Annotated in this window: 16 protein-coding genes; 13 read left to right on the forward strand and 3 right to left on the reverse strand. The window is 45.7% G+C overall.

Features of this window, described 5'->3' with window-relative positions; all coding sequences use genetic code 11:
• The first annotated feature begins 76 nt into the window (after positions 1-76).
• The 5 genes from JOE49_RS16195 (at position 77) to JOE49_RS16215 (ending at position 4643) form a co-directional block, all read left to right on the forward strand.
• Complete coding sequence (locus tag JOE49_RS16195) at positions 77-925, forward strand: phosphotransferase (protein ID WP_209941850.1); 849 nt, start codon at positions 77-79, stop codon at positions 923-925.
• Positions 926-939: 14 nt separating this feature from the next.
• A complete protein-coding gene (fosB, locus tag JOE49_RS16200; protein ID WP_209941851.1) occupies positions 940-1362 on the forward strand; it encodes a metallothiol transferase FosB in 423 nt (140 codons plus the stop codon).
• A 71-nt stretch (positions 1363-1433) separates the two neighbouring features.
• Complete coding sequence (locus JOE49_RS16205) at positions 1434-2828, forward strand: MATE family efflux transporter (RefSeq protein WP_023988315.1); 1395 nt, start codon at positions 1434-1436, stop codon at positions 2826-2828.
• Positions 2829-3021: 193 nt separating this feature from the next.
• The gene (locus tag JOE49_RS16210; RefSeq protein ID WP_209941853.1) at positions 3022-3999 is read left to right on the forward strand and encodes a S8 family peptidase; all 978 of its coding nucleotides are present in this window, start codon (positions 3022-3024) and stop codon (positions 3997-3999) included.
• A gap of 158 nt (positions 4000-4157) precedes the next feature.
• Positions 4158-4643 (forward strand): tetratricopeptide repeat protein, encoded by a 486-nt coding sequence (locus tag JOE49_RS16215; RefSeq protein ID WP_209941860.1) that lies wholly within the window; start codon positions 4158-4160, stop codon positions 4641-4643.
• 153 nt (positions 4644-4796) lie between these two features.
• Here the strand turns inward: JOE49_RS16215 and budA are convergent, their stop codons facing one another.
• The gene (gene budA / locus JOE49_RS16220; protein ID WP_023988318.1) at positions 4797-5543 is read right to left on the reverse strand and encodes an acetolactate decarboxylase; all 747 of its coding nucleotides are present in this window, start codon (positions 5541-5543) and stop codon (positions 4797-4799) included.
• A gap of 162 nt (positions 5544-5705) precedes the next feature.
• Positions 5706-7394: an acetolactate synthase AlsS gene (gene alsS / locus JOE49_RS16225; RefSeq protein ID WP_209941862.1), complete on the reverse strand. Its 1689-nt coding sequence runs from the start codon at positions 7392-7394 to the stop codon at positions 5706-5708.
• 210 nt (positions 7395-7604) lie between these two features.
• Between alsS and JOE49_RS16230 the strand changes: the two genes are divergently transcribed.
• From JOE49_RS16230 to JOE49_RS16245, 4 genes are all read left to right on the forward strand, one after another.
• Positions 7605-7805, forward strand: a complete 201-nt coding sequence (locus JOE49_RS16230; RefSeq protein WP_209941863.1) for a hypothetical protein — start codon at positions 7605-7607, stop codon at positions 7803-7805.
• Between the two features lie 210 nt (positions 7806-8015).
• Entirely contained in the window at positions 8016-9440 is a 1425-nt protein-coding gene (gene uxaC, locus JOE49_RS16235) for a glucuronate isomerase (protein ID WP_209941872.1), read from the forward strand.
• A gap of 272 nt (positions 9441-9712) precedes the next feature.
• Positions 9713-11113 (forward strand): MFS transporter, encoded by a 1401-nt coding sequence (locus JOE49_RS16240; protein ID WP_023988322.1) that lies wholly within the window; start codon positions 9713-9715, stop codon positions 11111-11113.
• Between the two features lie 87 nt (positions 11114-11200).
• Positions 11201-12205: a LacI family DNA-binding transcriptional regulator gene (locus tag JOE49_RS16245; protein ID WP_069079639.1), complete on the forward strand. Its 1005-nt coding sequence runs from the start codon at positions 11201-11203 to the stop codon at positions 12203-12205.
• Between the two features lie 99 nt (positions 12206-12304).
• Here JOE49_RS16245 and poxB read toward each other — a convergent pair whose 3' ends face one another.
• A complete protein-coding gene (poxB, locus tag JOE49_RS16250) occupies positions 12305-14029 on the reverse strand; it encodes a ubiquinone-dependent pyruvate dehydrogenase (RefSeq protein ID WP_023988324.1) in 1725 nt (574 codons plus the stop codon).
• A 314-nt stretch (positions 14030-14343) separates the two neighbouring features.
• On the opposite strand from poxB, the gene JOE49_RS16255 reads away from it, so the two are divergent.
• The 4 genes from JOE49_RS16255 to JOE49_RS16270 all read left to right on the forward strand — a co-directional run bounded on the left by JOE49_RS16255 (position 14344) and on the right by JOE49_RS16270 (position 18971).
• A complete protein-coding gene (locus JOE49_RS16255) occupies positions 14344-15837 on the forward strand; it encodes a tagaturonate reductase (protein ID WP_209941874.1) in 1494 nt (497 codons plus the stop codon).
• Between the two features lie 17 nt (positions 15838-15854).
• A complete protein-coding gene (locus tag JOE49_RS16260) occupies positions 15855-17354 on the forward strand; it encodes a UxaA family hydrolase (RefSeq protein WP_209941876.1) in 1500 nt (499 codons plus the stop codon).
• Positions 17355-17481: 127 nt separating this feature from the next.
• Positions 17482-17928, forward strand: a complete 447-nt coding sequence (locus JOE49_RS16265; RefSeq protein WP_209941877.1) for a GNAT family N-acetyltransferase — start codon at positions 17482-17484, stop codon at positions 17926-17928.
• A gap of 185 nt (positions 17929-18113) precedes the next feature.
• Positions 18114-18971 (forward strand): DNA-binding protein, encoded by an 858-nt coding sequence (locus JOE49_RS16270; protein ID WP_209941879.1) that lies wholly within the window; start codon positions 18114-18116, stop codon positions 18969-18971.
• The last annotated feature ends 29 nt before the right edge of the window (positions 18972-19000 follow it).

The following is a 19000-nucleotide window of genomic DNA, read 5'->3' on the forward strand; positions in this document are numbered from 1 at the left end:
GAACGTGTTGGATCTTAATGAAATATCCAAATCGCCAGCCGCATTGTCGATCAGACGCATGGAGGGAGGGCGTAAGATGGATGTTCAACTGATCTTGAATGAGCTTCACGAAACGGGCGTGCTTGAAAGCCATATGCGAAATCTCAAACCGCTGACCGGCGGAACTTCGAGCAAAGTGGTTGTTGTCATGGACGGAACTAAGCCGCGATACGTGATTAAGCAAAATGATCCCGCTGTCGTAGAAGCCGAGGCAGAATTCTTACATACCTATGTACAGGTTGAGAAACTATCGCGTTTGGTTTATGTAGATCCGTTGCACCGTTATTTGGTGTACACGTTTAGGTCAGGGCTCACACAGTATCATGGACGAAACAAAAGCGATTTGTTACTTCGTCTGGCGACGGAGGTGATCTCGCACTATAAGCCTTTTGGTGAGGAACGTCATTATGGTTATCCGGACCACCCGTTTGTGGAATGGAGAGATTTTCTGCTGCACAGAACGAAGGAATCTGAAAAGATCATACAAGACGTTTTACCCCCAGAGGATCATCGGTTCGTCCATACCCTTGTGGCCGGATCGCCGCAACGGAATATTAAATATTTGCTTCATGGTGACTGTGGAGTACATAATTTTGTGTTTGCCGAAAATGGTACGTTGACAGGCATTATTGATCCTGACCCAGTCGTGGGAGAGCCTCTGTATGATCTGATATACGCCTTTTGTTCTTCACCCGATAGGCTGACCGTCGATACTATTTTGCCTGCCTTAGAGAAGCTTGGGCCGGAGATGACAGGGGAATACGAGCTGAACAGGGAGGTACTACAAGGATTATACTTTCGTATTGCTACCTGCATTCGGCATCATCCGGGAGATCTAGATCAATATATAGAAGCGTGGACCTATTGGCTAGACAGGATTTGCTGAAAGGAATAGGGAACATGAGCATACAAGGGTGGAATCATATTTGCTTTTCGGTGTCTGATTTGGAGAAGTCTATACATTTCTATCAGAATATACTAGATGGAAAACTGCTCGTTAAAGGACGTAAGTTGGCTTACCTGGACTGCTTGGGAATGTGGCTGGCCCTCAATGTGGAGGAGGATATCCCAAGAAATGAAATTCATCAATCCTATACGCATATTGCATTTTCGGTAGCGGAAGCGGATTTTGAGAGCATGCTTAACAAGCTGAGAACTTTTAATGCCACCATTTTGCCCGGAAGAGAGCGGAATGAACAGGACAAAAGGTCGGTCTATTTTACAGATCCAGACGGACATAAGTTTGAATTCCACACAGGACAATTGCAGGACCGCTTGGACTATTATAGAAACGATAAAAAGCATATGACTTTTTATGTTTGAGTAAGTGTTATCGATATTGACGTGTAGGTATTAAGTAATAATTGGGTCGCATTTAGGAGGAATACGGAAGGATGTCACTGTCTCAGGAAAACGGTTCCAAGCAAGCACAAGCCGTTAAAACGATGACGGTTTTTGCCATCACTTGGCCGATCTTTATAGAGATGTTGTTTCACATTTTGATGGGTAGCGTGGATACGTTCATGCTAAGCCATGTTTCTGATGAGGTTGTATCGGCTGTGGGTGTATCAAGACAGTTGATTGAATTTACGATTATACTTTTCAATCTGCTTGGTCTTGGTGTAGGTGTGATCATTGCTCAGCTATTGGGGGCGCAAAAGCATGTGGATGCAAGCCGTGTTACGGCTTCGGCACTAACCTTTAATCTGGTGTTTGGTCTGGCGCTGAGTTTGATGTTTATTGTGAGCCGGGATTTTTTACTATCCTTTTACCATATTACCCCGACGATTAAGGAAAATGCAGAGATTTATATGATGCTGGCAGGGGGTTCGTTGTTTCTGGAAGCGCTCATGCTAACTGCAGGTCCGGTTATTCGATCGCATGGTTTTACTAAAGATACGATGATCGTGGGCATTGGTATGAATATATTGCATATCGTGGGAAATGCGCTGCTCATTTATGGCTGGTTTGGTCTGCCGCAGATGGGAGTGGCGGGAGCAGCGATTTCAACGGTTATTAGCCGTGCTGTAGCATGTGTCTGGATTTTTCTACTGCTGTACAAGCGTGTAAGTGCGCCGATTCGCATCCGGTATTATGTACAGCTTCAATGGAGTAAGCTGGTAGCCATCCTGAAGATTGGTATTCCTGCCGGGCTGGAATGGTTGTCTTATCAGCTTAGCCAAATGATGGTGACCCGGTTTGTCAGCTTTATGGGTACAACGGCGATCGCAACCCATTTTTATACGAATACAATTGTGTACTTTTTTATGGTATTTGGAATGGCTGTAGGTGAGGGGACAGAAATTATTGTTGCCCGCCTGATTGGAGCAGGAGACAAGGAAAAGGCCTATCATCAACTTTTACGGAGCCTAAAATGGTCTTTGGTCATTACGATTGCTGTGATCGTGGTAGTATCCTTTTTCCGATATGAAGTGATGGCGATCTTTACAGATGAGCCGGCGATCATTCAATTAGGGGCAGCAATTTTGCTCTTCTGTATATTGCTGGAGCCGGGCCGAGTGTTTAATCATGTTGTCATTAACTCCTTGCGAGCGGCGGGAGATGTTCAGTTCCCGTTGATGATGGCCATTATTTCAATGTGGGGGATTAAAATCCCGCTAGCATATGTGCTGGGCATTCATATGGGATATGGTGTGCTGGGAGTGTGGATTGCACATGCCTGCGATGAGTGGGTACGAGGCATTTTCCACTATTTACGCTGGAAGGGGCGGAAATGGCAGCACAAATCGCTGTTATCTAAGGCTGAACTTCAGGCGGAATCAGCCTAAGGCTGAAAGAGATTCTACAACAGACATTCTTCAAGCGAATTGGAGGATGTCTGTTTTTTTACAAAAATAAGCAAAATGGGGATGTTCAAACTTTTCAAAAATTGCTAGAATATAGTAACCTCGAATGTAGTAGAGGTTTTCAAAGTTTCAAAGACGGATGGTTTCCGATTGAATCCATGAAGGAGGGAATAAGATGGAACGTAAAGTGCATATCATTCCTTACCAAGTGATCAAGCAGGAGCAACAAGTGAATGAAATACCGCGAGGTGTAGAGCTGATTCAGGCTCCTGCGGTATGGAACCAGACTCGAGGCCGAGGCGTGAAGGTGGCGGTGCTGGACACGGGCTGTGATTCGGACCATCCTGATTTGAAGGCGCGCATTATTGGCGGCCGGAATTTCACGGATGATGATCAAGGTGATCCGGAAATTTTCAAGGATTACAACGGTCATGGTACGCATGTGGCAGGAACCATTGCAGCAGCAGAAAATGCGGATGGTGTCGTGGGTGTTGCTCCAGAGGCAGACCTGCTCATCATCAAAGTGCTAAACAAGCAGGGCTCCGGTCAATATGACTGGATTATTCAAGGCATCTATTATGCGATTGAGCAAAAGGCAGATATCATATCGATGTCACTTGGCGGTTCTGAGGATGTGCCAGAGCTTCATGAAGCAGTAAAAAAGGCTGTAGCTAGCCAAATCTTAGTCATCTGTGCAGCTGGAAATGAGGGAGATGGTGACGACAGAACGGACGAGCTCGGCTACCCCGGCTGCTATAATGAAGTGATTAGCGTAGGTGCTATCAATTTTGACAGGCACACCTCAGAATTTAGTAATTCTAATAATGAGGTGGATTTGGTTGCACCGGGAGAAGATATTTTATCAACCGTTCCGGGCGGCAAATATGCGACCTTTAGCGGAACTTCGATGGCTACTCCGCACGTAGCAGGTGCATTGGCGTTGATTAAGCAGCTGGCGAATGCGAGCTTTGAGCGTGATCTCACCGAACCGGAATTATACGCACAACTCATCAAACGCACGATTCCACTGGGCAATTCTCCTAAGCTGGAGGGCAACGGTCTACTGTACTTGACGGCAGTGGAGGAGCTTTCTCGTATTTTCGACGCGCAGCGTGTAGCGGGAATACTAACTGTAGGATCATTGAAGGGTTAAATAAACCGTAACTTCAATTAGGAAATATAGCGGCTCTCCTAAAGGGAGGGTCGTTTTTTTGGATTTCAAATCTTAGGAAAAACTCCATTTACATTGCATTCAAATGTCGGGTAACATATACCTCAAAGATAGGCATGAGTCAGAAGTGGAGGATGAATATGAACGATATCATGGCGCAAGCTGACGAGCATAGACGAACAGGGCAAGCAGAGAAAGCACGTAAGCTTCTTTTAAAGGCATTAGAACAGCAGCAAAATGATGCAGAATTGTGGTATCAGACAGCTTGGACGCATGATTCATTGGGCTTAGAGAGGGAAGCGGTTGCCTATTATGAAAAAAGCCTAGGTATGGCGTTATCCGCAGAATCAAGAAAAGGAGCCATCCTGGGACTAAGCAGTACATATCGTGTATTGGGAGATTACGCCAAGGCGAAAGCGTGGTTGGAAACAGGAATGAACGAATTTCCGGATTACAGACCGTTTCGGGTATTTTACGCGATGGTGTTGTATAATCTGGGGAAATACGGGAAAGCCATGCAGAAGCTGCTAATGGAGGTGGCTGAGACGACCTCGGATTTATCTACACAGGAGTACTCACGTGCCATTCAATATTATGCAGATAAACTGGATCAGATCGAGGCATAGGTGAACCGGAGTGAGAGCATAAGCAGTAACGTGTATATACGCTCGTAAATAAAAAGATCACAGTCAGAGAGCAATAATTCTCTCTGACTGTGATCTTTTGCTGTTTATTGTTTAGCTATGGGGTCCGTAACTTGATGAGTTAAATAACTGCGATTACTGTGCACCTTCAGTAACGGCGATTTCCTTCTCCAGGTTTTCTCTGGATAGGTTGGCCTTCAAGTAGTCCGGGGTATCGGGCAGGACCAGGTGCAGATTGGATTTTTGACAAATGCGGATGGTGCACTTTTCGACGATAAAATCAAAGACATGCCCACCTCCGGTGCGTTCATCGTTAATAAAATGCAGATGAAATCCAGCTACCCCAATACCTTGAGCATAGGCAGGTGTCCAAAAACCTGTAATCACGCCGGAAGCCTCATTAAAAGTGAAGGTAGGCTGTGACTTGGTCGCTTCGATAAACGGTTTGTATGGTTTAACTTGGTGAGGCACGGTCCGTGTCTTTACTTCACGAAAAGTACCATCCATACGGAAGGCATAAAACAGATTACGGCTTGGAAACAACGTTAACAGCAGAGCCTCCAGCTCTTCACGATGCATGGGACGGTCAATAGTATATGTGAAATCTTCATGAAAAAAGGTGACGGTGGAAAATGGAGTAGTTTCTTCTGGTTTTACGCGATGGGCCGTACCGTCTGGAAGCAAGTGATAAAATTCACCATCGAACGCGATCATCTCGCCATTGAGTTGATCAAAGGTACCGAGTCCGAAATCCCCGTGCTTTTGCAGTTCCTCGAACGCAACGACTCCGTCGTAAAGACCATCTAATAAAGCAAGCATGGTGGACGTTTGGTAAATATCATGATCAGTTTCTTGCTTGGTTTCCAATTGTGCAACGGTCATGGCAATACACTTCCTTTTGTAATTGTATGCATTTATTTTCTTTCTTTTTCAATAATAAACGTAAAATTTCAGTAAATAACATGAATAACTCAAAAAAATCATAAAAAAAACGTTATACTCCATAATTGTCATAAAGCCGTCACGAGTGAGGCATGGTTAAGGTTAGTTTAATTGGTTAGGCAGCAGTTTACGTCCCAATTGGATGTTATCCTGATAATCAATCGGAATATCGACAACCACAGGACCATCGGTATGAAGTGCCTGCTGCAATACACTTTCTAGTTCTTCAGGAGAGTGCACGCGTAATCCAGTGGCCCCGAAGCTTTCAGCATATTTCACTACATCAACATCTCCAAATTTTACACCAGACGTTCTTCCGTATTTAATCTGTTGCTGAAAAGCGACCATGTCATAGGAACCATCTCTCCATACGATATGCACCAATGGTGAGTTAAGACGTACGGCGGTTTCGAGCTCCATAGATGAAAAAAGAAATCCTCCGTCTCCGGAAATAGAAACGACTTTTTGACCGGGGTTGACGAGTGTAGCAGCAATCCCCCAAGGAAGTGCTACGCCTAACGTCTGCATCCCGTTGCTGAATAGAAGGCGACGCGGCTCATACGAACGGAAATATCGTGCCATCCAAATGTAGTGTGAGCCGACATCACAAGTGACTGTGACGTTATCGTCAATCAGGCTGCGCAGTGTGCGAATGAATTGTAATGGATGAATCAGATAGTCATGCTTGCGTACAGGTACAGCCTCTTGCTCGCTTAGATCATGGTGAAGACGTTTTAATTGGTTGCAGGAGGCTCTAGATAGCTTTAAGGTAGGCAATTCTTCTGCAAGGCTACTCACAATCAGGGCTATATTCCCGATAAGCTCGTAATCGGGTTGATAATCATGATCAATATCTGCTTGATGATCATCCAGATGAATGAGGGTTCGGTTTGCAGGAATGTTCCAGTTTTTTGGATCATATTCAATAGGATCATAGCCAATCGTCAGTACCAGATCTGCCGCTCCAAGAAGCATGTCACCCGGCTGATTATGGAACAGACCGACTCTCCCAAAATAGTGGCTTTCCAGCTCCCGGGAAATGGCTCCAGCGGCTTGAAAAGTTTCAACTACAGGCAAATCCGTGTTTCTGATCAGTGCACGGATGGCAGCTGTGGCTTCGGGTGTGCTGGCTTTCATGCCGAGGAGAAGTACGGGCAACTTGGCTTTTTTGAGTTGCTCTGCGACTTGTTTGATGAGCCCGGCGGGTGCGATTCCAAGCTGGGGAAGGGAGATCTTCTCAATAGCTGTTACTTCAGATGACGAAGTCAACACGTCCTGCGGCAGACTGACAAAAGTGGCTCCAGGCTGGGCTGAGGTCGCAATCCGAAATGCGTTAGTAATAGCTTCCGGTACATTATCAGGATGCTCTACTTCTACACTGTATTTGGTGATGGGCTCGAATAGTCCGGCGTTATCCATGGATTGATGCGTGCGTTTCAGGCGTTCGGATCTTGGAACGGCACCTGCAAGAGCGACAACAGGATCACTCTCTGCATTCGCGGTGACAAGTCCTGTCGCCAAATTGGATGCGCCGGGGCCAGAGGTGACAAGACATACGCCCGGCTTTCCAGTTAATCGACCGACTGCAGCGGCCATAAAGGCAGCATTTTGTTCATGACGGCATATGATTAATTCTGGGCCCCGATCTTGAAGAACATCAAAAACAGAATCGATCTTGGCACCTGGAATGCCAAAAATATGCGTCACCCCTTGCTTGATCAAACAATCGACAACAAGGTCTGCTCCTCTAGTATCGGTCTTTACTTGGACAGCTTGAACTTTGGTACTCAATGCTACCACCTCTTCTTTTCATCTTTGAAATAAACTAATGAAATACTTTCAATGTAAAACAATGGATGTATATGACAATTATAATACAATAACTGGTATTTTCAAGAAGGAAATTTTCTGAAAAAGATTGAAAATATATAAAGCGTTTTCAAAGTTTGATTCTTCGGGGAAAATAAAAAGTGCGGAGACTTGGAATGGGTTGCTATTGCAATGGCAGATGTGCTCGGCGGATGTGAAGGAAATGGCACCTATCACAATGAGTCTTTTAAAAATTCCTTTTTGGTGTTGGATGGTGCAGGACATAGACGAAATGCAAAACAGATCTGCCCCAAAGAGTGGAAGGTCGGTTTTTTTGTCCTCTCACATGATAAAAATCACTTTCCTCTACAAAGGATAGCGGTTACAATGTAATTGTTGTTAACGTAAACATTAAATTTAAGGTGAAGTAATCCAGCTTGAAATGATGTACAGGTATCGTATTACAGCTTTATTATCTTGTGTAATCACGAGATCTGCTATGTGATGGAGAATGCTATTGTTGAAAAACAAGTAGAGTTCGAACATTTTTGTTAACGTTAACAATTTATTAGGAAACACGATTATAGAAGGGATGAGAGAGTAATGACTAAAGCGTTTTTAGACGAAAACTTTTTGTTGAGCAATCCAACGGCTGAAATCTTGTACCATCAGTTCGCCAAGGATATGCCGATTATCGACTATCATTGTCATTTAAGTCCACAAGAAATTTATGAAAATAAAGCGTTCAAGAATATTACGGAAGCTTGGTTGTACGGAGATCATTACAAGTGGAGACTTATGCGGGCCAATGGGGTTGAGGAACGCCTGATTACGGGGGATGGTGAAGATTATGACAAATTTTTGGCTTGGGCCAAAACCGTACCTACACTGATCGGCAACCCGCTGTACCACTGGACGCATTTGGAGCTTCAACGATTTTTTGGTGTCTATGAGCTGCTGAATGAACAGAACGCACCAGTGATCTGGGAAAAGGTAAACCAAAAGCTGCAGGGAAAGGGCTTTGGCGCACGTGATCTGATTGTGAACTCGAAGGTAACTGTAGTGTGCACCACGGATGATCCGACAGACCATCTCGAATACCACAAACAAATCAGCAAGCTGACCGATTTCCCAGTGGCAGTGCTGCCAAGCTTCCGCCCCGACAAAGCTTTGGAAATTAATCGTGAAACTTTCCAGCCTTGGGTGGCTCGGTTGGGTGAAGTCAGCGGACTGGATGTTTCTGGCTTGGAAGGATTTTTGAATGCGTTGGCGAGCCGGGTGCGTCATTTCCATGCTGCCGGAGGCCGGGTATCTGATCATGCGCTGGATACTGTAGTCTATGAAGAAACGACACTTGAGGAAGCGGCAGCCATATTCAGCAAGGCGCTGGAGGAAGGCCATGTGACTCCTTTAGAGGAGGCGAAATATAAATCGTACGTTCTGGTTTTCCTTGGCAAACAGTATGCAGAACATGGCTGGGCTATGCAATACCACATTCACGCGCTGCGTAACAACAACACGGCTATGTTCCGTCATTTGGGACCGGATACAGGCTACGATGCCGTAAATGATGGCTCCATCGCTCGTCCATTGGCGGCATTGCTGGACGCACAGGAGCTGGCAGGAGGATTACCAAGAACCATTTTGTATTCGCTTAATTCGGTTGATTATCCAGTACTGGCAAGTCTCGCGGGCTGCTTCCAATCCGGTGGAACTGTAGGGAAAATCCAGTTTGGCACGGCATGGTGGTATAACGACCATATCGAAGGCATGCAGGAGCAGATGAAGTTGCTGGCTAACTACGGGGTGCTGTCCCGCTTTATTGGTATGCTGACGGATTCCCGCAGCTTCCTCTCCTACACACGCCATGAATATTTCCGCCGTATACTCTGTGACTTAATTGGGACGTGGGTTCAGGAGGGTAAGGCGCCTGAGGATCTGGAACTGCTCGGAGCAATGGTACAAAACATTTGCTACAATAACGCTGAGCAATATTTTAATTTCCCAACGGTCGTTCATAGTAAGTGAAGCTACCGCCTAAGGTGAGAACTCACTAACTTTATAAAAAATTGCTCTTGCCAGGAGCTTGTTTCAAACTCCCGGTAAGAGCAATTGAAAACAAAATAGTTATCAACTGAGGATTTTGCAAAAATCCCATAAGCGACTTCCAATGAACAAGATATAGATCGAAATGGTTTAGTTCGTCTGTATCTTGCACTTCGGAGCGACTGGAATCGAATTTTGCAAAATCCTGAACTAGATATGTGAAAATAATTACAAACATAGAGGAGTGTGTAGGTATGGGAGTGCCTATCGTGCAGGAGAGCGTCCAAACTGACAACAAGACAGGCGAGCATATTAGCCTGAAAGAAAAGATTTCGTATGGTATGGGTGACTTTGGAAACGGATTCATGTTTGATTTGGGGCAGTTGTATTTGCTGAAATTTTTTACAGATGTAGCTGGGGTTTCTGCAGGAGCCGCCGCAGGCATTTTCTTGGTCAGCAAGCTGTTTGCCGCCATCTGTGATCCCATTGTCGGGTCCTTTGTTGATTATCGCAAACATATCGGTGCACGTGGAAAATTTAGGCCTTTTCTTATCGTTGGAAGCGTTATCCTTGCAATTCTTACGGTTCTAACCTTTATTTCGCCGAATATTTCCCCCACAGGAAAACTCATTTACGCCTATGCGTCCTATATGATCTGGGGGATCGGCTACTCTATTGTAAACATTCCATACGGCTCGCTGGGTGCCGCCATTACGCAGGATACTCATCAGCGTGCTTCATTGTCATCTTTCCGTCAGGCGGGATCTCTGGGCGCATTATTCGTCACCAGTGTCGTTGTCATGCCGCTTATTTTACTGTTTCCTAACCACCATGTTGGCTATCCGGTTGTGATGGGGATTATGTCACTCATTGGTGTGATCGCTTTCATCATATGTTACCGAGGAACGAAAGAACGTATTATTAGCCAGTCCGGGCCAAAAGAGAAGCTATCTATAGGCGTTATTGTGCATACCTTTACGAATAACAAGCCTTTGCTGGTACTCGTTTTGATGACGATTTTCACCATATCCGCCTACAATATCAAGTCCGCACTGCTGATCTATTTTGCCGAATATAACTTGGGGCATGTAGAATTAATGGCTTATATGAATTTTATTATTATCGGTTCGTCGCTACTGGGTGTGTTATTCCTGCCCAAGCTGGTACGGCGCTTCGGTAAACGAAAAACAGCCATACTGGGGATGCTGGTTAGTGTCATTGCCGACTCCATTAACTTTTTTATGCCTTCCAATGTATACATTTTCACAATCCTGGCCAGTATTTCGTTCATTGGTATTAGTATTCCTAACGGGGTGACCTGGGCATTCGTGTCCGATATCATTGATTATGGCGAATGGTCATCCGGAGAGCGTAAAGAAGGGATTACTTACTCGTTATTTAACTTTTCACGTAAGTTGGCTCAATCCTTGTCTGGCTTTCTATCGGGTATTGGACTAGCGCTCATCGGGTATGTTCCGAATGTGGTTCAGTCCTCTGGAACGCTGCTTGGGATCAAGGCATTGCTTTGTCTCTATCCGGCTGTTGCCCTGGCTTTGGCCATGCTGGTCATCGGTAAAATGTACAAGCTGACGGACAGCAGACATGCAGAAATGGTTCAAGAGTTACAACGTCGACATGCGGATAACCGCGTATAATTTGTGAAAGTCTTCTTTTCCGGGCGGCTCCTGTGGTATGGTGGGTATATAATTTTTTTAGAGCCTCACTAAGGAAAGGATACGTATATGGCAGCTACCATTAAAGACATTGCCAAGTTGGCTAATGTTTCCCATACAACCGTCTCCCGGGCGCTCAATAACAGCCCGCTGATTAAAGAAGATACGAAACGCAAAATTATGGAGTTGGCAGAGCAACTCAATTACATTCCAAATTTTAATGCCAAAAGCCTGGTTCTCCAGCGCTCGCATACGATTGGCCTGTTTTTCACCAGTATTTCAGAAGGCACCAGCTCCAGTTTTTTTGCGGATACCATCCGTGGAGTTAATCATGTCATCGGGGTGGATTACAATCTGTTTGTGCGAGGGATTGACGATTACGCCGATTTTTCGGCCATTCACCGCAAGCGTTTTGATGGTATCATTCTGATGAGCCAGAGCGAGGCGGACAACCCTTTTATTTATCATGTGCTCGGTCAAGGCATTCCGCTTGTTGTACTGAATCGGCAGGTATCCGGGGCGGGGATTGTAAATGTGATTTCAAATGATAAGGAAGGGTCCTATGAAGCGGTCTCCTTTCTCGTTGAAAGTGGGCATGAACGCATTGCGATCATTGAAGGGGTAGAAGGCTTCAAGTCTACCCAGCAACGCCGCGAGGGTTTTATGAATGCGTTGATTGATAGTGGTAAGCCGATTCGACATGAATATATCGTGCAAGGCCATTATGATACTGAAAGCGGAAGCCAGGCAATGAAGCAACTGCTTTCCTTGCAGGAGCCGCCGACAGCGGTATTTTGCTCTAACGATGATATGGCTATTGGGGCAATGAATGCGGTATTCGAAAATGGCTTGAAGGTACCAGAGGATATCTCTGTCATTGGTTTTGACGATATCGGGTTCTCAATGTATACGACTCCACCGTTAACAACGGTCAAAAGACCGATTGAGCAGATAAGTGAGCGCGGAGCCGCCTGCATTCTGGAACGAATTCAGTCACCGTCCAATGAGGGTGAGCTTATATTTATGGAGACCGCGCTCATGAAGCGGAAATCAACGGCAGGCAGACCACGCTGAGTCTCGTTTAATTAACAGGCAGGCCAAAGGGGCAGAAACCATGCTAGATGTATGGTTTCTGCCTCTTTTAGGTTAAAATGTGCTCCGCTTCGTCTGTATTTAACGAAAGAGATTGGTTTTAGCTAGTTCTACAATCTCGTCACCGCGTCCGTTCAGCATCGCTTTCATCATCCACAGTGTAAATCCTTCTGCTTGTTTAAGATTAATTTTGGGTGGCATGGATAGCTCTTGACGGTTAACCACCACGTCTACCACAACAGGGCCATCATGAGCCAATGCTTGCTGAATGGCATCCTCCAGCATTGTCGGATCTTCAACCCGGATGCCCTTGAGTCCCATGGCTTGCGCTACAGCACCAAAATCAGGATTCACCAGTTCCGTGCCGTTTTCCAGGAATCCGGCCGCTTTCATTTCCAACTCGACAAAACCGAGAGCGCCATTATTGAAAACAATGACTTTAATAGGCAGCTGATGCTGCTTCAGGGTGAGCAGGTCGCCCATCAGCATCGTGAGTCCGCCATCGCCTGAGAGGGCAATCACTTGTCGGTCAGGCTCAGTGGCCTGCGCTCCGATCGCCTGCGGCAGGGCATTTGCCATCGTGCCATGGTTGAACGAGCCGAGAAGCCGACGCTGACCGTTCATCTGCAAATAACGCGCCGCCCATACAGTGGGAGTACCGACATCACAAGTGAAAATAGCATTTTCCTGCGCGGCGTCACTGATGACCTTGGCGAGATATTGCGGATGGATCGGCGTATGACCTGGTTTACCGACGGCAAGGTCATCCAACTCCTGGCGTACCTTGGTATAGTGGGAGACGGTTTTCTCTAGATGCTTGGAATCATGCTCCGACGTTAAATGTGGTAGCAGCATTTCCAATGTGGCTTTTACATCCCCGCATAAACCATACGTCAACGGAGTACGTCTGCCGAGATGGGCTGGCTCTATATCTACCTGTAGGACAATCGCATCTTCAGGGTAAAATTGTCTGTAAGGGAAGTCTGTTCCGAGCATAAGCAGGACGTCACAATCCATCATCGCATGGTACCCGGAAGAATACCCGATCAGTCCCGTCAATCCAGCATAATAAGGGTTGTCATACTCCAGATATTCCTTGCCTCGCAGAGCGGATACCATGGGGGATTTTAGCTTGTCACATAACTGCATGAGCAATTCATGAGATTGTGCACAGCCAGCACCGCATAGTAACGTAATTCGTTTGCCTTTATTCAAATATTCGGCCAGTCGGGAGATTTCGGAAGCTGACGGATGCACTACAGGTGCAGTGGGATGGTAGACATGTTCAGGCACGGGTACCTTTTCCGCCTCCAAAGCTGCTACATCACCGGGAAGAACAATGACGGATACACCTGAACGTGAAATTGCCTGTTGAATGGCCATGGTCACCGTTCTGGGAATTTGACGCGGTGTCGTAATCACCTCACAGAAGTGACTGCATTCTCCGAAAAGATGCTCAGGATGGGTAGCTTGAAAATATTCACTTCCGATTTCGTCGCTTGGAATATGAGCGGCAATAGCCAGTACAGGCACCCGATTGCGGTGGCAATCATATAAACCATTAATCAGATGTAAATTTCCGGGACCACTGCTTCCAGCACATACAGCAATGCTGCCACTAAGGTCAGCATCTGCTCCAGCTGCAAAGGCAGCCACTTCTTCATGCCTTACATGAATCCATTCGATTTGACCGTTGCTGCGAATGGAATCAACCATATTATTTAGAGAATCTCCAACAATGCCATAAATCCGCTTGACCCCTGCATTGACCAAAACTTGTACAATAGTATCTGCGATTGTCTTCATAGATGTTCCTCCTGCCTAGTAAGTAGTGTTATCCTGCCCGTGCTTTCTTGCGTCTATTCTTCTGAAATGTATATAAGAACAAGGTCTCGGGATAGGGTGATAGTTAGCCTTAACCGTCTTAGATCAGGTGCGAAACAACAGAAAAAGGACGATATACTTGCAGATTTTTATATAAACGTATATGTTAACGTGTTCATATTATTGTCATTATTATTTTTTTAAACTAAAAATGTTGATAAAACTATTTTGTTAACGTGTGCATTGTGATAAAATAACGATGAAATCATTATGGTAATTGTGGGAGGTTACTCCGGATGAAACAAGTAGATGAATTAGACCAATTAAACAGAAAAAGCTTTATCGTTACTGAACCACTTCCTGAGAGGGTGCTGCAATTCGGGGAAGGGAACTTCCTGCGTGCTTTTGTAGACTGGCAATTTGACAAAATGAATAAGCTGGCAGAATGGAATACGGGAGTTGTGATTGTACAACCGCAGCCAGGAGGCCTCGTGGAGAAGCTTAACGAGCAGGATGGCCTGTATACGGTTATTCTTGAAGGGATCAAGGATGGGAAGGCCATGAAGGAGCATACCGTTGTGGAGTGCGTCACTCGTGGGATTAATCCGTACGGTTCGGACTTTTTGGAGTATGAAGCATTATCCCAAAAGCCGGAGCTGCGTTTTGTCGTGTCGAACACGACGGAAGCGGGGATCGCTTATGCCCCAGAGGATCAATTGGGAGATCGTCCGCAAAAGAGCTTTCCAGGCAAGCTAGCCGCCTTTCTGTACAAGCGCTTTCAATTCTTCGGGGGCGATCAGAGCAAGGGACTGGTGATCATTCCGTGCGAGCTCATCGACCGTAATGGAGACGCTCTCAAGGAAATCGTACTGAAATATGCGGACCAATGGAAGCTTGGGGCTGAGTTTATTGCATGGTTGGAGGAATCGAATACGTTCTGCAACAGTTTGGTCGATCGGATTGTACCTGGTTATCCCAAAGACCGAATCCATGAAATTCAAGCAGAAATGGGTTACAAGGACGATTTGGTTGTTGTGGGTGAACAGTATCATTTATGGGTTATTGAAGGGCCACAGTGGCTTAAAGAAGAATTACCTGCGCATTTGGCCGGATTGAATGTACTGATTGTCGACGATATGGCGCCCTACCGTACACGGAAAGTACGCATTTTGAATGGAGCACATACGGCGCTTACACCTGTAGCTTATTTATATGGCCTGGACACGGTGGGGCAGGCGGTCGAGCATGAGATTATGGGAAACTTTATCCAGTCGCTGATTCGAGAAGAAATTATTCCGACGCTGGACTCGCCAGAAGCGGAATTGAATGTATATGCCGATGATGTTATTGAACGATTCCGTAATCCCTATGTAAGTCATTATGTTATGAGTATCGCACTAAATTCGGTGTCCAAGTTCAAGACACGGAACTTGCCATCTTTGCTCCAGTATGTGGAGCAACGTAAGGCGCTGCCTGTCAAAATCGTGTTTTCACTGGCGTCCTTGCTCGTATTTTACCGGGGTGACAGAAATGGCGAGTCGATTGCGTTGGCTGACGAAGCTGAAGTGTTGAGTACGTTTGGTGAACTGTGGAGTCAATATGACGGTACTCTTGCCGGGGCGAAGCAATTGACTGCGCTGGCACTTGGCCGGCAGTCATGGTGGGGTCAAGACCTGAATCAGATCGAAGGACTGACTGAACAAACGGCACAGCACGTGTATGAAATTACAAGCAGAGGAATGAAGGAGACGCTCGATTCTCTAACCGGGAACAGCGTGCCCAGAGCATAAGCAAGGAGGAGACCGGAATGCTGGAATTCATTCAAATTCATGATCAAGATAACGTGGCTGTCGCCTTGCGTGATTACAAGCAGGGAGAGACACTGGCGTGGGGAGCACAAGAAGAACAACGGGTGGAGCTAGCCGAGGATGTAGCACGTGGGCATAAAATCGCCTTGCAGGATATACCTGAAGGTGGGTATGTTCTGAAATATGGATATCCCATCGGTCATGCCATTCAGCCCATTCAGGCAGGTCAGCATGTGCATACGCATAATACGAAGACGAACCTGACAGGCGTGGAGGAGTACACTTATAAGCCTAAGCCAGCTCCTCATTTATATGAACAGGAGAGTCGTACGTTTCAAGGTTTTCGGCGAAAGGACGGTCGTGTGGGGATTCGCAATGAGTTGTGGATTGTGCCGACGGTCGGCTGTGTGAACGGGATCGCTGAACTTATTTTAAACCGTTTTAAGCAGGAAGCTGGAGATATTTCACCTTTTGAAAATGCACTTGTGCTCAAGCATAACTATGGTTGTTCTCAGTTGGGTGACGATCATGCACATACACGCACGATTTTGATCGATGCCGTAAAACATGCGAACGCAGGTGGCGTACTTGTACTGGGTTTGGGTTGTGAGAACAATGAAATGAAAGAATTTAAGGAAGCCATCGGGGAATATGATTCGGAGCGGGTAAAGTTTTTGCTTTCCCAGGATGTGTCGGATGAAGTAGAGGAAGGGGTAAGGCTGCTCCACGAAATTTTTGCGGCCGTGCAAGAAGATCGACGGGAACCTGTACCTTTGTCTGAGCTCAACATCGGCTTGAAATGCGGTGGATCTGATGGCTTATCGGGTATTACTGCCAATCCATTACTCGGACGATTGTCGGATTATATGGCCGCGCAAGGTGGAACAACGGTATTGACAGAAGTACCTGAAATGTTCGGGGCGGAGACGATTTTAATGGAGCGCGCTGCCGATGAGCAAGTATTTAATAAGATCGTACATCTGATTAACGATTTCAAACAATATTTTCTGGATTACAAGCAGCCAGTATACGAAAATCCGTCACCGGGCAATAAAGCAGGGGGCATCACGACACTGGAGGATAAATCACTGGGCTGCACGCAAAAATCCGGGTCTTCCACGGTCACTGATGTCATTCAGTACGGGGAACGTCTCAAGACGAAGGGACTCAACCTGCTCAGCGCGCCGGGGAACGATCTGGTGGCATCTTCAGCTCTCGCCGCAGCGGGCTGCCAGCTCGTCATTTTCACAACCGGACGCGGTACGCCGTTTGGCTCCTTTGTTCCGACGATGAAGGTCTCAACCAACTCGCCGTTGTATAAAGCTAAACCTCATTGGATCGACTATAACGCTGGTTCACTGGTGGAGGATGTCAGTATGGAAGAAGCGCTCCGCAACTTTGTCGATTACATTGTCGATGTAGCCAGCGGAACCTGGGTGAACAATGAGAAAAACAATTTCAGAGAGCTCGCTATTTTTAAAAACGGTGTTACGTTGTAAAAGGCTGTAGTGTAAGGGAGGCGGAATTATTCCGCTTCCTTTTTTGTGTTTGTATGCTTCAAAATAGGCATGTTAGACTTACTGCAAAACATGCAATATCGATTTTTAAATGAGGGGGGAAGTACAAGTGCAAAATGAAATTGTTGCTTATCGTGAAGAAAATCATGATCAACTCGTTGATATTTGGGAGCGGGCTGTACGCCGGACGCACACATTTTTGTCGGAAGAGGACATTCACTTTTATCATCATATCGTACGCAATGGTGTTTTAAAAGAACTTGAAGTTTGGATGGAATGGAATACAAGTCAAGAACCAACAGGTTTTATCGGGCTGGACGGATTGAAAATAGAGATGCTGTTTGTGGACCCTGAACGGCATGGGCAGGGCATAGGCAGCCGACTCATCCAGTATGCTGAAAAAATAAAAGGGAAGCATCTCAAAGTGGACGTGAATGAGCAGAACGAGAAAGCGTATGCTTTCTATAGACATTACGGCTTTGTACAAACGGGGCGATCTGCACTGGATGGATCAGGTAGGGCATTTCCTTTGCTTCACATGGAAATGAACAAGTGAACGATCGATCCACTTACATCGGTATTTTAAAAACTGGAATATATTATCATAATGCACTTGTCATATGCTTGAATTTATGATATAACTTAATTACGTAATAAATACGTAATTAAGTTATTTTCAGTTAGGATTTAGATCTTACTTTTGTTTGGTGAATATAAAAGTCGGATAAGGAGGCGGGAACGGTGGATGATCTTGTTCACTCCGACATCACAGATCTAGACACACTTGTTAACATGATTAAGCTGTCTTTTTCATTTGCGGATGGTGCCAATATGATTGCTTTATGCGACCGACTGTATAACCATGTCAACCAAAAGTATCAGGAATTGCAGCTCTACAAAGCGCGCAAGAAACCTATACAACCCATACATACCAAACGGCCGCTAGTCTACTACTACGGCTACAGTCATCTCATGAAAGGCATGGCTTTCCAAAAACAGGGCAAGTATGAGGCCGCTCGCGATTGCATTGAAAAATATTCAGAATTGGGCTGGTTTAATGGTCTCGATCAATATGGGGAAGCAGAGGTCGAATATTACCGCTATGCTGCCAGAGCTAATTTGTATGCCCTTGATATTTTGTCAGGCCATGCCGAAGTGTTGCAGGAATACATGCAATTTCTTCGTAATAATCCGGAAGAGCTGTTACCGGGGCTTCTTTCCATCGTTGAGGGAGCGTCGAGATATGACTATCCTTTAGAGGCTGTGCTTGAATCATTTGCCGAACAAATTGAAGGTTTTAAATATTTTGAAGAGCCCGTGAATGTATCTTATTATTTTCGCTTTTGCTATCAGTTGGCTCTTTATTATATCAAGCAACAACAGTTTACGGTTGCGTTGGGCTATATCCTGCAATCTCTCATGCTGTCCGATACCCTGGGTATGGAACATGAGCATGAGTTTAGGAAATGTACCGCTATATTTGAAATTTTCAGATCCCAAGCTACAGCAACACAGCAAGACCAATATATAACTATTTTAAAAGGAGTGTTAAAGGATGAAAAAATTGATTTCACGCCCTCTGTCGCTCAGTCTGTTTAGCTTGCTAGTGTTTGTTACAAGTCATGACC

Origin of the sequence: Paenibacillus sp. PvR133, assembly GCF_017833155.1 — a bacterium.
GTDB lineage: Bacteria > Bacillota > Bacilli > Paenibacillales > Paenibacillaceae > Paenibacillus > Paenibacillus polymyxa_B.